Here is a 15,171-nt window from a genome sequence, read left to right on the forward strand (position 1 = left end):
CGGGGTTACTCCGCCGCCTGGCGGACGTGGCGGGCGGTCGGGGTGCGCATGGTGACGAGCTCTTCGGCCGCGGTCGGATGCAGCGCAATCGTCGCATCGAAATCGGCCTTGGTCGCCTTCATCTTCACCGCAATCGCGACCGCCTGAGTGATCTCGGCCGCGGCATCGCCGACGATGTGACAGCCTAGCACGCGGTCGGAGGCGCCGTCGACGACGAGCTTCATCAGCACGCGGGTATCGCGGCCCGACATCGTCGCCTTGATGGGCCGGAACGTGGTCTTGTAAATGTCGACGTGGCTGAATTGCGCGCGGGCCTCGGTCTCGGTGAGGCCGACGGTGCCGACCTCCGGCTGCGAGAACACGGCCGTCGGGATGTTGGCGTGATCCACCTGCACCTCGCGCTTGCCGAACACGGTGTCGGCGAACGCATGGCCCTCGCGGATCGCGACCGGCGTCAGGTTGAAGCGATGGGTGACGTCGCCGATCGCATAGATGCTGTCGACCGAGCTCTTGGAGAAATGGTCGACGGCGATGCCGCCGTTCCGCGGATTGATGGCGACGCCGGCCTTCTCCAGGCCGAGATTGGCCACCGCCGGATGGCGGCCGATCGCGAACATCACCTGGTCGGAGGCAAGGCTCGATCCGTTCGACAGATGCGTGGTGAATTCCTCGCCGTGCCGATCGACCTTCGTCACCGTGCAGCCGGTGAGGATGGTGATGCCCTGCTTCTCCATCTCGGCGCGGACGTGAGCGCGAACATCCTCGTCAAACCCGCGAAGAATGTTGTCGCCGCGATAGATGACTGTGACGTCGGAGCCGAAGCCGGCGAAGATACCGGCGAACTCCAGCGCGATGTAGCCGCCGCCCTGGATCACGATCCGCTTCGGCAGCCTGGTCAGGTGAAACGCCTCGTTGGAGGAGATCACGTGCTCGATGCCGGGAATCGGAGCACCGTGATTGGGCGCGCCGCCGGTGGCGATCAAAATGTATTTTGCGGTGATCTTCCGGTCGTTCTCGAGCAGGCGGACCGTGTGTTTGTCCTCGATCACCGCCCGGCTCTTGACGATCTGCGCGCCTGACTTCTCGACATTGGCGGTGTAAGCCGCCTCCAGACGCGCGATCTCCTTGTCCTTGTTGGCAATCAGCGTCGGCCAGTCGAAGGTCGCAGGCGGAACGGTCCAGCCAAAGCCGGCGGCGTCCTCGATCTCGTGACGGAAATGCGAGCCGATGACGAACAGCTTCTTCGGTACGCAGCCGCGGATCACGCAGGTCCCGCCCATGCGGTACTCTTCCGCGATCATGACGCGGGCGCCGTAGCCGGCCGCGATGCGGGCGGCACGCACGCCGCCCGAACCGCCACCGATGACAAAGAGGTCGACGTCGAATTCAGCCATTGTCCACTCCGACCTCTTTCAGAACATGATCCGGATTCTGATCAGATAGGAACTGTCAGATCTCCTTGCCACGCTTGCGCATCTCGGCGCGGAAGTTGCCCATCACGGTCTCGGAGAAGTTCTGGGCCCAGGAGTTCATGAAGGCCATGCTCAGCCCGATCGCGCGCGGCTCGGCCTCGATCAGCTTCTTGCCCAGCGGCGACTTGTAGAAGGTGACGAGATCCTTCAACTCCTGCTCGGTGAACTCGCTGGCATAGACCTGCGCCATGCCATCGCCGATTTCGCTCTCGCGGCCTTTGAGCTGCTGGGCGACGATCTGGGCGACCTCGGTGAGGTCCTTCTGGTAGTTCAGGTTCTGCTGGATCAGCGCGATCTTGGTCTTCTCGACCAGGCCGGGCACCGCGTTGGCGTACATCGCACTGGCGTTCTTGATCGCCAGGATCTCCTTGGCGGCCGCGACGGCGGCCGGCGACGATTTCGGCGCCGCGGCCTGCTGGGCCCCGGCCGGGGTGACCGAGAGGGCCAGTCCCACAGCGAGAGTCGCGACCGGCAACAATTTCAAAACGCTCTTCATTCCTAGTCTCCTTTCGGCTTTCGCCGTTCAATCACGCGAATTCCTTCGCCACCCGCCAAAACAGCCGAGCTGGCCAAGCCGATGAACAAACCATGCTCGACGACGCCGGGGATCGCGCTCAACGCCGTGGCAAGGCGGGCGGGATCCTCAATCTTTTCGAGCTGGGCATCGACGATCCAGTGGCCGCCATCGGTGACGAAAACGTGGCCGTCCTTGCCGTTGCGGACCGCCATCTGCCCGGAAACGCCGCATTCCGCAAACGCCTTCTCGATCGCGCGCCGCGTTGCGCCGAGCCCGAACGGGATGACTTCGACCGGCAGCGGAAAGCGGCCAAGTGTCGGGACCCATTTGGTGTCGTCGGCAATCACGATCATGCGATCCGAGGCGGCCGCCACGATTTTCTCGCGCAACAGCGCGCCGCCGCCGCCCTTGATCAGATTGAGTTCGGGATCGATCTCGTCGGCGCCGTCGACGGTGATGTCGAGATGGTCGATCTCGTCCAGCGTGGTCAGCGGCACGCCGCAGCGGATTGCATCGAGGCGCGTCGCCTCGGAGGTCGGCACGCCGATCACTTTGAGTCCAGCGCGGACCCGCTCGCCGAGCAGCTCGACGAAATGTTTTGCGGTCGAGCCGGTGCCGAGCCCGAGCTGCATGCCGTCACGGACGTCCTCGAGGGCGCGCGCCGCAGCCTGCCGCTTCAACTGGTCCATATTCACGTTTGCGCCGTCCCTGAATTACGAGTGTCGTGCCTTATAGGCTCGCGGCGGCCTGTGTAGCCTCGTTTTCCCTCGGAGAACAGGGTCTGGGGAACAGGCCTCCCGCCCCACCTTATAAGGTGATCTTATGGCTTCCGCCCTTGCGCGGGCGGGGCCGGGCCGGTAGCGCTGGACCATGACCTCCCCCCACACCATCGTCTTCGATCTCGACGGCACGCTTGTGGATACGGCGCCCGACCTGATCACCGCGCTCAATTACGTGCTCGACCGCGAAGGGCTGCCGCCCGTGCCGATGGCCTCGGCCCGCAACATGATCGGCGCCGGCGCCCGCAAGCTGATCGAGCGGGGGCTGGAGGCCGAGGGCCGCAGCGTCACGGTTGCCGACATGGACCGGATGACGGCCGATTTCATCGCTTATTACGCTGACAATATCGCCGTCGAATCCCGGCCCTTCGAGGGACTGGAGGCCGCACTCGACCATTTTGCGGCCCAGGGCCATCGTCTCGCGGTCTGCACCAACAAGCTGGAATGGCTGTCGAAGCGCCTGCTGGACCAGCTCGACCTGAGCCGACGCTTCGCCGCGATCTGCGGCGCCGACACTTTTGGCGTCCAAAAGCCCGATCCGACCATTTTCCGCGAAACGGTGGCGCGGGCCGGCGGCGAGGTCAAAGCCAGCATCATGGTCGGCGACGCCGGACCCGATGTCGGCGTGGCCCGGCGCGCCGGAGTTCCCGTGATCGGGGTCAGCTTCGGCTATACGGACGTCCCGATCGCCGAGCTGAAGCCGGACCGGCTGATCCATCACATGCGCGACCTGCCGGCAGCCGCCAGCAGCCTGATGACTGCGCAGGCAGATCTCAAATAGCTGAGATAGCTTGATTATTCCGCAGAAATCCCGCGTTAACCATCTATTAACTATGCGAGGCCCGCCGGTTGCTCGCTCGGAACGACACTCCTAAGTTTGTCCGGGGTGTGGCGGTTCGCCGCACTAGGTGAATGTCATGCGTCGTGTCATCTCGTTTGCATTAGCTGGAGTGAGCGTCCTCGGGGCAACGAGCCTTGCCGGCTGCTCCTCGATGTCTTCAACTTCCTGGAACATGTTCAAATCGGCCCCGCCGACCGTCCAGGTCCGGCTCGAATCCAATCCTGCGGGTGCTGACGCCACGACCTCGCTCGGACAGGGCTGCAAGACCCCCTGCTCCGTATCGGTTCCCGCCCCCGACGTCCCCTTCACGGTCGCTTTCGCGCTGCCGAAATACCAGCCGGTAAGCGTGCCGGTGAACGTCATCAAGAACCCCGGCGACTTCACGACGCCCGCCTCGGTCACCACCGACCCCAACCCGGTTTTCGCGGAGCTCCAGCCGGCCGTTCCGCCGAAACCGGTCCGCAAGCCGCACCGGCCGAAGAAGCCGAAACCGGCGGCGCCCGCCACCGCCCCGGCTGCTGCTGCCGCACCGGCTGCGGGCTCGCCGTTCCCCGATCCGAACACGGGCAAGCGCTGACCTCCGCTAACGCCCCAATTGTCTCTGACGCGTTCGATGCTTAGATTGCTTCCAGGACACCGCTGAAGCAAAACTGCTCGCGTTGCCGCAAGTGACAAGGCATTTGGTATGAACGGACTTTCCGCGAGCCCCCGCGCCGCGCTGTCGAGCGCGATGACCGATCCGTTCGGACGGACCATTTCGTATTTGCGCGTCTCCGTCACCGACCGCTGCGACCTGCGCTGCTTCTACTGCATGTCGGAAGACATGACGTTCCTGCCCAAGGCGGACCTGCTGACGCTGGAGGAACTCGACCGGCTCTGCTCGGCCTTCATTGCCAAGGGCGTGAAGAAGCTGCGGCTCACCGGCGGCGAACCGCTGGTCCGCCGCAACGTGATGACATTGGTGCGCTCGCTGTCGCGGCATCTCGAGAGCGGTGCGCTGGGCGAGCTGACGCTGACCACCAACGGCACCCAGCTTGCGAAATACGCGAGCGAACTCGCCGATTGCGGCGTCCGCCGCATCAACGTCTCGCTCGACACGCTCGACCCACAAAAGTTTCGCGAGATCACCCGGTGGGGCGAGATCGACAAAGTGCTGGAAGGTATCGAGGCGGCACGCGCTGCGGGCCTCGCGGTCAAGATCAATGCCGTTGCGCTGAAGAACCTCAACGAGGACGAGCTTCCCGACCTGATGCGCTGGGCCCACGGCAAGGGCATGGGGCTGACGCTGATCGAGGTCATGCCGATGGGCGAGATCGGATCCGGACGAATCGACCAATACCTGCCGCTGTCGCTGGTGCGCGCGCGCCTCGCCCAGCAGTTCACGCTGACCGATCTGGCCGAGAGCACCGGCGGGCCGGCGCGCTATGTCAGCGTCGCCGAGACCGGCGGCAAGCTCGGCTTCATCACCCCGATGACTCATAATTTCTGCGAATCCTGCAACCGCGTGCGCGTCACCTGCACGGGAACGTTGCACACCTGCCTCGGCCACGAGGATGCCTCCGATTTGCGCAAACCTCTGCGTGCATCGGACGACGATTCGCTGCTTGCGGATGCGATCGACCGCGCCATTGGGCTGAAGCCCAAGGGCCACGATTTCATCATCGACCGCCGCCACGACCGCCCCAGCGTCTCCAGGCACATGAGCGTCACCGGCGGCTAGCATCGGCGGGCCGGCCGCGGCTTATTCCCCTTAACTATCAACAAACTTCCGATTGACTGGCGGCAAACTCGCTGGTTTGGTGCGGCTGCCTCATGCCTGCGCGGCGAGACAAGCCAACGCGCCACTCGGCGCAGTCAAGACGGCCGGGGCAAATCGGGGAGGACCAATCTTGCAAGCGCTCCTGAAGCTGAGCAATGGAATTGACGCGTTCACACGTTGGACGGGCAAGCGTCTGGCTTGGCTGATCCTGCTCGCCGTCGTCATCTCGGCGCTGAATGCGATCATTCGGAAGACGTTGGACACGTCCTCCAACTCGTGGCTCGAGCTGCAATGGGTGCTTTTCAGCATCGTATTCCTGCTGTGCTCGTCGTGGACGCTGCTCGATAACGAGCACATCCGGATCGACATCTTCAACAGCATGATGCCGAAGCGGGTTCGCAACATCATCGACATCATCGGCCACATCTTCTTCCTGATCCCGCTGACCATTGTCATGATCGTCACCGGGGTACCGTTCTTCCTGCGCTCGCTCCAGATCAACGAGCAATCCGGCAATGCGGGCGGCCTGCCGCAATGGCCGGCAAAAGCGCTGATCATGATCGGCTTCGCCCTCCTGCTCGTTCAAGGCATTTCCGAACTGATCAAGCGAATTGCGATCATGCGCGGCATGATCCCGGACCCACACGAGTCGCAGGTGTCCGCACTGGAGGCCGAGGTCGAGCACCTCGTCGAAGCGATCGAAAAAAAGTAGCCGTTGGCGACGGTTTAGGGGGAAGTCATGACCGCGTTTATTATCGCCAATCTGGCGCCTATCATGTTCGCGACGCTCGTCGTCGTGCTGCTGCTCGGCTACCCGGCGGCATTTTCGCTCGGCGCCGTCGGCCTGTTCTTCGCCATCATCGGCGTTCAACTCGGGCAATTCCACCCGGACTTTCTCCAGGCGCTGCCGGAGCGCGTCTACGGGGTCATGAACAACGACACGCTGCTCGCCATTCCCTTCTTCACCTTCATGGGACTGGTGCTCGAGCGCTCCGGCATGGCCGAGGATCTGCTCGACACCATCGGTCAGTTGTTCGGCACCATCCGCGGCGGCCTCGCCTACGCGGTGGTGTTCGTCGGCGCGCTGCTTGCGGCGACCACCGGCGTCGTGGCGGCGTCGGTGATCTCGATGGGCCTGATCTCGCTGCCGATCATGCTGCGTTACGGCTACGACCGCCGCGTGGCGACCGGCATCATCGCGGCCTCCGGCACGCTGGCGCAGATCATTCCGCCCTCGCTCGTCCTGATCGTGATGGCCGACCAGCTCGGCAAGTCGGTCGGCGACATGTATGAGGGCGCGTTCATTCCGGGCCTGGTGCTCGCCGGCCTCTATGCGGGTTACGCGTTCCTCGTCACCATGATTTTCCCGAAGGCGGCGCCGGGTCTTCCCAAAGAAGCGATCGGCTTCCGCGAGGAGAGCGGCGACCGCGGCCTGAAGTCGCTCGGCGTGCTGTTCCTGGCGAGCTGTGTGTTCGGCTGGTTCATGATGCGGAATTCGGAGACACACGGCGCCGACTTCGTCGTGCTCAGCATGTTCTTCGGCATCCTCTTCGCGTTCTTCGTCGCCATCGCGAACTGGGCCATCGACAAGCTGACGGGCTTCCGTTTCCTCTCGAAGATGGCGCAACAGACCACCTTCGTCATGGTGCCGCCGCTGTTCCTGATCTTCCTGGTGCTGGGCACGATCTTCATCGGTGTCGCGACGCCCACCGAAGGCGGCGCCATGGGTGCAGCCGGCGCCCTCATTCTCGGAGCCGCGAAGCGGCGACTGACATGGGACCTGATCCGTCAGGCCACCGAATCGACGGCGAAGCTGTCCGCGTTCGTCGTCTTCATCCTGGTCGGCGCGCGCGTGTTCTCGCTCACTTTCTACGGCGTCAGCGGTCACGTCTGGGTCGAGCACCTGCTGACCTCCCTGCCCGGCGGCCAGATCGGGTTCCTGATCTTCGTCAACGCCTTCGTGTTCGTGCTGGCGTTCTTCCTCGATTTCTTCGAGCTTGCCTTCATCGTGATCCCGCTGCTCGGGCCCGCGGCCGAGCATCTCGGCATCGACCTGATCTGGTTCGGCGTCATCCTCGGCGTCAACATGCAGACGTCGTTCATGCATCCGCCGTTCGGATTTGCGCTGTTCTATTTGCGCTCGGTCGCGCCGAAGGAACGTTATACCGATCGCGTGACCGGCAAGCGCATGGAGCCGGTCACGACGGGACAGATCTATTGGGGTGCGGTGCCGTTCGTCGTCATCCAGATGATCATGGTGCTTCTGGTGATCATGTTCCCGTCGATGGTGATGCACTACAAGGGCGTGCAGTCCACCGTCGATCCCAACAGCATCAAGATCGAGATTCCCCAGATCGATCTGCCGCCGCTCGACTTCGGCCAGCCGAAGCAATAGCGCCCGGCCCACCCGCAAAAAAGAACCCGGAGCTTGCGCTCCGGGTTTTTTGTCTGGGCCGATCGTGCGCTCTGCGATCAGCTCTGCGAGTTGCGCGCCATGAAGTTGTCATAGCCGACTTCGGCAACCTGGAACCACTGATATCCGTTGTTCGAGAACGCGGTCAGCGATTCGTAAACCTTCTTGAAGTCCGCGTTGCTGGCCGAGACTTCGGTGTGCAGCTCCTTTGCCGCCTTGAAGCAGGCTTGCATGACCTCCGGCGAGAACGGATGCAGCTTGGCGCCGGCCGCGAGCAAGCGTCGCAACGCCGGCGGATTGGACTGGTCATACTTCGCCATCATCCAGTTGTTGGCGTAGTGTCCCGCCTGCTCGAGGATGCTCTGATAGTGCTTCGGCAGCGCGTTCCATTTGTCCTGGTTGACGAAGGCGAGCAGCATGGGCCCGCCTTCCCACCAGCCCGGGAAGTAATAATGCGGCGCGACCTTGACGAAGCCGAGCTTCTCGTCGTCATAGGGGCCGACCCATTCGGCGGCGTCGATGGTGCCCTTCTCCAGCGCAGGATAAATGTCGCCACCGGCGATCTGCTGTGGCACCGCGCCGAGCTTGGCCATCACTTTTCCGGCGAAGCCGCCGATGCGGAATTTCAACCCGTTGAAGTCCTGAGGCGTCTTGACCTCCTTACGAAACCAGCCGCCCATCTGACAGCCGGTGTTGCCAGCAAGCAGCGAGACGACGTTGTACTTCTTGTAGAACTCGTTGAGGATGTCCCTGCCGCCGCCCAGCATGTACCAGGCCTGGTTGATGCGCATGTTCGGTCCGAACGGCACAGCCGAGCCGAAAGTAAAGGTCGGGTCCTTACCGAAATAATAGTAGGACGCGGTGTGGCCGATTTCGCAGGTGCCGTTCTGCACGGCATCGAGCACCTGAAGGCCCGGCACGATCTCGCCGCCGGCAAATGTCTGAATCTGAAATTTGTTGTCGGTCGCTTCCGCGACCATCTTGGCCATCATCTCGGCGCCGCCATAGAGCGTATCGAGTGATTTCGGCCAGCTCGTCGGCATGCGCCATTTGATCTCGGGCGTCGTCTGCGCGATCGCTGGAGCGGCGAGCGTGGCGACACCCGCCGCACCAAGCCCGGTGACCTTGATAAAATCTCGTCTTTTCATGATTTCCTACCCTGATGGATTGTGACGGTGGGCCTTCTTGCCGAGGCTTGGGGGCCAGCATGGAACAAGTGTCGTCCGATTTCCATCCCTCACGATGTGAGGGACAAAAATGCTCAGCTCCCACGCCATCCGATCCTACGACTTTAGGCTTAGGCGGCCGGCGCCCTGGCCCTTCCCATCACGTCCGCCTCGGCCGGGCATGCCGGGTGCCCCGGGCGCGTGACAAGCGCCGGAAACACGGGCATACCGCGCCATCCCCCCAACCTAGGGCCGCCACGAATGTCTCGATCCCACCCTGCTCCATCGCTCGTTGCTCCGTTGATCGCGTCGCTCTGGCTGGCATGTGCGGCAATGCCGGCGCATGCGGAGCCCAGTGCGAATGTCGTGGCCGACGTCCATGCGCTGGCGCAAAAGGAGCAGCAGCCGCTGCTCGACACGCTGCGCGATCTCGTCAGCATCGAATCCGGCAGCAAGGATGTCGAAGGCTTGAATCAGATCGCCGAGCGCGTTGCCGGCCAGCTCAAGCAGCTCGGCGGCACGGTGGAGATCCTGCAGCCCACCGACGTCTATCGCCTCGACGACACACCCGAGAAGATCGGCCCGGCCGTACACGCCGTATTCAAGGGCACAGGCAGCAAGAAGATCATGCTGATCGCCCACATGGACACCGTGTACCTGAAGGGCATGCTGAAGGATCAACCGTTCCGCATCGACGGCGACAAGGCCTACGGCCTCGGCATTGCCGACGACAAGCAGGGCGTCGCGCTCATTCTTCACACCGTAGCGTTGCTGCAGAAGCTGAGCTTCCGGGATTACGGCACGCTGACGGTGCTCACCAATGGCGACGAGGAGATCTCATCGCCCGGTTGGCGCAGCACCATCACCAGCTTCGCCGCGGATCAGGATGTGGTGTTCTCGTTTGAAGGCGGCGGCACCGACGGCACGCTGCGGCTGGCCACCAGCGGCATCGGCTCGGCCTATCTCACGGTGCAGGGCAAGTCGTCGCATGCAGGCTCGCGGCCCGAGGGCGGCGTCAATGCGCTGTACGAACTCTCGCACCAGCTGCTGCAGATGAAGGACCTGTCCAAACCGGAGCAGGGCCTGAAACTAAACTGGACGGTCTCCAAGGCCGGTACCAACCGCAACGTCATCCCCGCGGAGGCCACGGCCCAGGCCGATGCGCGCGCACTCAAGGTTGCCGATTTCGGCGAGCTGGAGAAAACACTTCAGGAGAAGATCAAAAATCACCTGCTGCCCGACTCCAAGGTCGCGCTCAAATTCGAGGTGCGTCGCCCGCCGCTGGAGGCCAACGACGCCTCGCGCCGCGTCGCGGCCCACGGCAAGACCATCTATGGGGAGATCGGACTGCCCCTCAAGGTCGACGAGAAGGCGACCGGCGGCGGCACCGATGCCGCGTTTGCCGCGCTGAAGACCAGCGGAGCCGTGGTCGAAGGCATGGGCCTGTCGGGTTTCGGCGCGCATTCCAACGACGCCGAATATGTCAAACTCGACAGCATCGTGCCGCGCCTTTATCTGACCACGCGCATGATCATGGATCTGTCCACCGGCAAGCTGAAATAGCGCTCTCTTCCTTCTCCCCTTGTGGGAGAAGGTGGCGCGAAGCGCCGGATGAGGGGTTGCCTCCGCGCATTCAACTCGCAGTCGGACTCGCGGAGAGAGACCCCTCACCCGGCTCGCCGCTGTCGCGGCGAGCCACCCTCTCCCACAAGGGGCGAGGGTGCAGCGTCAGTGCCGCACTGCGTTCAAATCAACGTCGCCCCGCTTCTCCGCCAGCCTGAACCGCAGCGTGAACTGCGCGCCGCCGCCCGGAAGATTCTCCACCGCGACCGTCGCCGCGTGATCATCCGCCACCGCGCGCACGATCGAGAGCCCGAGGCCGGCGCCGTCGCTGCGCTGGCGGTCGGCGCGCCAGAAGCGGTGGAAGATCAATTCACGCTCGGCTTCCGCAATTCCCGGTCCGCAATCGCGCACGCGCACCGCACCGTTCTCGCTCACATCGACATCGACCGACGTATCCTTTGCCGTGAACTTGATGGCGTTTTCGGCAAGGTTGAAGATCGCGCGCTGGAGCATCACCGAATTGCCGTGGATCAGCACCGGCGCCTCGCTGCCCCTAAGCGCGATATCCTTGTGCTGCGCGATCGCGAGCGGCGCGATCGAACCGACCACCTCGGCGCAGACCGCGCGCAAATCCGCGGTCTCGCCGGGATCGAGCACCAGCGTGTCGAGCTCGGCGATCTCCAGCAGCTGCGCGACGATGCGGCTCATGCCCTCGATGTCGGCATGCAGCGCCTGCCTTGCGGCGCCGTCGCCGAGCGTCTCGATGCGCGTGCGCAATATCGCGAGCGGCGTACGCAATTGGTGCGCGGCGTCGGCGGTGAACTGCCGCTGCACCCGAAAGCCGTCCTCGAGGCGGTCGAGCGCCTGGTTGACGGCGGTGACGAGCGGCATGATCTCGCGCGGAATCTGCTCCGTCGGCAGGCGGATGTCGGTGCGCGCCGGGCCGATATTGCTTGCCTCCTCGGAGGCCTTCCACAGCGGCGCGACGGCGCGGCGAAAGATGATGATGTCGATGGCGAGCAGGACCAGCAGGATTGGAATCGTGATCCACCCGACCCGCCGGAAGAAGTTCGAGACAATGTCATCGATGATGACGTCGCGGTGCGCGAGGTCCTCCGCGACGCGAATGCGCATCACCTTGCCGTCGATGATGCGAGTGACGCCGGCGCCGGAAATCGTTTCGGAGAGCGGCGGAGGCGCGGCCGTGGCAGTGCCGGTCTTGCGCCGCGACGAGAACAGGAGATTCCCCTCGGCATCGCGAATGTCGTACTGGTAGCGGCCATAGGCTTCCGAATAAAGGCCCTTGAGACTGTCCGGCAGGTTGAACGTCAACAGCCCGTCGGGCTGGGCGACGATGCGCTCGGCCAACACCTCGGCCTGCGCGCGCATGGCATCGCGATGCAACTGGTCGATCTCGGAATTGAGCAGCCAGAACAGCACCAGCGGCAGGAAGATCGCGACCACCGCGACCGCCACGATGTGCAGGAACACGATGCGCCAGATCAGCGATTTGAACGTTGGCGACCTCGCATGGATTCCGGCCCGGAATCCGGCGTGAGATCCGATCCGGGCCACGCTATTTCTCCTCGGCCATGAGATAGCCGACGCCACGGATGGTGTGGATCACGACCTTGGCGCCGTGCTCGGCGAGCTGCTTGCGCAACCGCGAGACGTAGACCTCGACCGCATTGGAGGCGACTTCGCCGTCGAGACCGAAGATGTGGTCCTCGACGTTCTTCTTCGGCACCACCCTGCCCTGCCGGCGCAGCAGGATCTCAAGCACCGAGGTCTCGCGCGCGGAGATGATGCGCGGCTGGTCGTCGACGAAGATCTGACGGCTTTCGGTGTCATAGACGAGGTTGGCGAGGCGCAGCGAGCGGCCGAGCAACTGGCCCGGACGGCGCAGGATCGCCTCCAGCCGCGCCACCAGTTCCTCCATCGCGAACGGTTTGGCGAGATAGTCGTCGGCGCCGCTGCGCAGTCCGCTGACGCGGTCCTGCAAGCCGCCGCGCGCGGTCAGCACCAGCACCGGCAAGGGCTCCATCTGCCGGCGCAGCTCGCGCAGCACCGACAGGCCATCGCCGTCGGGTAGTCCGAGGTCCAGGATCATCGCGGCATAGCTGACACTGCTCACGGCTTCGCGCGCCTCGGCGGCGCTGCCGACGATGTCGCTCTCATAGCCGGCCGTCGACAGCCCGCCGGCAACGAGCCGTGACAGCTCGGCATTGTCCTCGACGATCAGAAGGCGCATCGCATTTTCCCGCGGGATGTTCCGGTATCACCGCACGGCTCGCGCCGCATCTTCGCTGTCTTCCACCATCCGGGGCATCTCGGCCAGCGAAAAAGCACTTCCCGGCGGGGCGCCGCTCCCTTCCGTCAGGTTCCTGTAAGCCAATCAGGGCACCTGCGGATGAGGTCGCGGATGGCGCGGACGTTTGCCCCCTTGGGCCCCGCCGCCGGCGCCGCATCGATCCTGCCAAGGAACGAACACCCCGGCGAACCGTTCAACTCAGCTGCAACATTTCTCATTTGATGGGGCGTCGTGCAGACCACCTAAGGTAATGCACATGCGCCTTGCACGACGAACACGTTCCAGCTCCCTTCTATCCGATTGCTTGACCGCCATCACGCGACGTCCGGGCGTCGCCGCGTTTGCTGCCGCAGGTACCCTCATTGCGGCTACCGCAATCGTAAATCGGCGGCTCGCGAACAAAGCGCAACGCGATAATCCTCCGCAGGGTCGGTTCATCGATGTCGAGGGGGTTCGCCTGCACTATTTGGAACGCGGCAGGGGCAAGCCGCTGGTTTTGTTTCACGGCAATGGCAGCCTGGTCCAGGATTTCGACTCGAGTGGATTGATCGATCTCGCAGCCGAGAACTACAGGGTTATGGTGTTCGATCGCCCCGGTTTTGGGCATAGCTCGCGGCCGAGGCACGTCGTCTGGACTCCGGATGCCCAGGCGGACCTGTTCAAGAAGGCGCTCGATCAGCTCGGCGTCTCTCAAGCGATCGTCCTTGGCCATTCGTGGGGAGCGTCGGTTGCGGTTGCGGTTGCGCTGGCGACAAGACATCCTTCGTTCGTGCAGGCTCTCGTGCTGGCCTCGGGCTATTATTTCCCGACTCCCCGCTCGGACAGCGCCGCGTCAGTGCTGTCCGCCCTACCGGTGCTCGGGGACCTCATCAGCTCCACGATTTCGCCGCTAGCCGGTCGGATGATGTGGCCCGCGACGTTGCGCAAGTTGTTTGGGCCCCGGCCGGTCCCGAACAAGTTCACGGGCTTTCCGAAAGAAATGGCGCTCCGCCCATCACAGATGCGGGCCACAGCCGCTGAAGCGACGATGTTGATCCCTGCCGCATTCTCGGGTTCGAAGACTTATGCAGAACTCAAGATGCCCACGATCATTATCGCGGGCCAGGGCGATCGTATGATCGATATCAAGCAGTCGGTCAGGCTGCATGGCGAGATCAAGCAGAGCAAATTGCGCCGGATCGACGGCGCGGGACACATGATTCATCATTCCGCAACCGCTCAGGTAATGGCGGCCATCGACGAAGCTGCTGCCGAGGCCGTGTTGACCCATGGGAGTGAAGGTCCGGGCGTACAGCAGTCGCGAGAGACTTCCGGCGCCTGACGAGCGCGAGGAAAGTCGAATGTCACCTATTTGGCCCTGACCTGCTTCGTACGATGCTCCTGAAAAGCGGTCCTTCGGCGATGCTAGGACGTTGGCGTCAGCCGACATGCGCCAGCGGCCCGCTTTTTAAAGCATCCGCTGTTGATCAGAACGTCGTTGCGTGACGAAACGGCTGATTGTTACCCCGGCGTCATACCTTTGCCCTTGATCACCGATACGGCGTCCGGCGTTTTCAGGTAATCGAGGAGCGCCTTCGCGGCTGCCGCTTCCTTTGTGCCCGCACCGAGCGCGGCCGTGAATACGACATCCTGCTGCAAGTCAGCGGGGAAAGGTCCAACCACATCCAAACCCGGTGCCGTCAAGACGTTCATCAGGAATAGCGCTAGTTCAGCCTCTCCGTTGGCGACTACAGCGACGACCTGTGCGGGGGTCGGCTGCGCTTTCATCTTGGCTTTCATCGGCTCGGTGATGTCGAGACGCTCGAATACCTTCGCGATTGAATAGCCGGTTGCGCTTTCCGGAATCGAGGCGACCGATTCCGCGTTAAGCAAGGCAGCTTTAAACGCGTCGGGCGTGGAGATGTTGGGCTTCGGCGCACCGTCGCGAACCGCGACACCGAGGCCAACGCGAGCTATGTCCAGCGTCGGCCCGGCTGCGAAGTGTGATCGCGCGGCGGCGTCCCTCATTACCTCGACCGGCACGACGCCGACATCGAACGGCTTGCCGGACGTCGCTTCCTTGATCAGGTTCGGTGTGGTGCCGAAGAAGACGTCAAGCTTGTGGCCTGAAGTTTGCTCGAAGTTCGGCTTTAGAACCGACCACACCGCTGTCATGGCACCGCCGGCCAGCACCCTCAACTCAGCTGCGTTCGCGGCCGACGACAGCATCATACCTGCCAGGATACCTACTGCCGCGAAAGAACGCGTCCTCATATGACCCTCCAAGAGCTTAAGCTCAACTGAGCGCTTTGATCGCAGGTGGGCGCTACGTTGTTTCAGGTCCACCCCCTAATGTCCGCTTTGCGTTGGC

14 protein-coding genes are annotated in these 15,171 nt (G+C 63.5%); 7 read left to right on the forward strand and 7 right to left on the reverse strand.

All coding sequences use genetic code 11. From position 1 onward, the window contains the following. Positions 1–5 precede the first annotated feature (5 nt). Genes gor through rpiA form a run of 3 tightly spaced genes read right to left on the reverse strand, consistent with a single transcriptional unit; the run spans position 6 to position 2,684 of the window. Complete coding sequence (gene gor, locus ABIB90_RS17565) at positions 6–1,394, reverse strand: glutathione-disulfide reductase (protein ID WP_354161125.1); 1,389 nt, start codon at positions 1,392–1,394, stop codon at positions 6–8. Between the two features lie 55 nt (positions 1,395–1,449). Beyond that, positions 1,450–1,968 (reverse strand): DUF2059 domain-containing protein, encoded by a 519-nt coding sequence (locus tag ABIB90_RS17570; RefSeq protein WP_354161122.1) that lies wholly within the window; start codon positions 1,966–1,968, stop codon positions 1,450–1,452. Positions 1,969–1,970: 2 nt separating this feature from the next. Then, positions 1,971–2,684, reverse strand: coding sequence for a ribose-5-phosphate isomerase RpiA (rpiA, locus tag ABIB90_RS17575; protein ID WP_219682536.1), 714 nt, complete (start codon positions 2,682–2,684; stop codon positions 1,971–1,973). Positions 2,685–2,859: 175 nt separating this feature from the next. On the opposite strand from rpiA, the gene ABIB90_RS17580 reads away from it, so the two are divergent. The 5 genes from ABIB90_RS17580 (at position 2,860) to ABIB90_RS17600 (ending at position 7,763) form a co-directional block, all read left to right on the forward strand. Beyond that, entirely contained in the window at positions 2,860–3,549 is a 690-nt protein-coding gene (locus tag ABIB90_RS17580) for an HAD-IA family hydrolase (protein WP_354127838.1), read from the forward strand. A 136-nt stretch (positions 3,550–3,685) separates the two neighbouring features. Then, positions 3,686–4,186, forward strand: a complete 501-nt coding sequence (locus tag ABIB90_RS17585; protein WP_354161118.1) for a hypothetical protein — start codon at positions 3,686–3,688, stop codon at positions 4,184–4,186. 108 nt (positions 4,187–4,294) lie between these two features. Beyond that, a complete protein-coding gene (moaA, locus tag ABIB90_RS17590; RefSeq protein ID WP_354161115.1) occupies positions 4,295–5,329 on the forward strand; it encodes a GTP 3',8-cyclase MoaA in 1,035 nt (344 codons plus the stop codon). A 169-nt stretch (positions 5,330–5,498) separates the two neighbouring features. Then, positions 5,499–6,080 (forward strand): TRAP transporter small permease subunit, encoded by a 582-nt coding sequence (locus ABIB90_RS17595; RefSeq protein WP_354161112.1) that lies wholly within the window; start codon positions 5,499–5,501, stop codon positions 6,078–6,080. A gap of 27 nt (positions 6,081–6,107) precedes the next feature. After that, entirely contained in the window at positions 6,108–7,763 is a 1,656-nt protein-coding gene (locus ABIB90_RS17600) for a TRAP transporter large permease (protein WP_354161109.1), read from the forward strand. Positions 7,764–7,840: 77 nt separating this feature from the next. On the opposite strand, the gene ABIB90_RS17605 is transcribed toward ABIB90_RS17600, so the two are convergent. Then, positions 7,841–8,929, reverse strand: coding sequence for a TRAP transporter substrate-binding protein (locus ABIB90_RS17605; protein ID WP_354161106.1), 1,089 nt, complete (start codon positions 8,927–8,929; stop codon positions 7,841–7,843). A 279-nt stretch (positions 8,930–9,208) separates the two neighbouring features. Here ABIB90_RS17605 and ABIB90_RS17610 point away from each other — a divergent pair, with 279 nt between their 5' ends. Further along, entirely contained in the window at positions 9,209–10,510 is a 1,302-nt protein-coding gene (locus tag ABIB90_RS17610) for a M20/M25/M40 family metallo-hydrolase (protein WP_354201169.1), read from the forward strand. Between the two features lie 165 nt (positions 10,511–10,675). Here the strand turns inward: ABIB90_RS17610 and ABIB90_RS17615 are convergent, their stop codons facing one another. Both ABIB90_RS17615 and ABIB90_RS17620 read right to left on the reverse strand, forming a co-directional pair. Then, the gene (locus ABIB90_RS17615; protein WP_007592580.1) at positions 10,676–12,085 is read right to left on the reverse strand and encodes a sensor histidine kinase; all 1,410 of its coding nucleotides are present in this window, start codon (positions 12,083–12,085) and stop codon (positions 10,676–10,678) included. A 1-nt stretch (position 12,086) separates the two neighbouring features. Then, entirely contained in the window at positions 12,087–12,761 is a 675-nt protein-coding gene (locus ABIB90_RS17620) for a response regulator (protein ID WP_354161099.1), read from the reverse strand. 316 nt (positions 12,762–13,077) lie between these two features. Between ABIB90_RS17620 and ABIB90_RS17625 the strand changes: the two genes are divergently transcribed. Beyond that, a complete protein-coding gene (locus tag ABIB90_RS17625; RefSeq protein ID WP_354161096.1) occupies positions 13,078–14,142 on the forward strand; it encodes an alpha/beta fold hydrolase in 1,065 nt (354 codons plus the stop codon). Between the two features lie 179 nt (positions 14,143–14,321). Here ABIB90_RS17625 and ABIB90_RS17630 read toward each other — a convergent pair whose 3' ends face one another. Then, positions 14,322–15,074 (reverse strand): molybdate ABC transporter substrate-binding protein, encoded by a 753-nt coding sequence (locus ABIB90_RS17630; protein WP_007592588.1) that lies wholly within the window; start codon positions 15,072–15,074, stop codon positions 14,322–14,324. Positions 15,075–15,171 lie beyond the last annotated feature (97 nt).

Source organism: Bradyrhizobium sp. JR4.1 (assembly GCF_040548605.1).
Lineage (GTDB): Bacteria > Pseudomonadota > Alphaproteobacteria > Rhizobiales > Xanthobacteraceae > Bradyrhizobium > Bradyrhizobium canariense.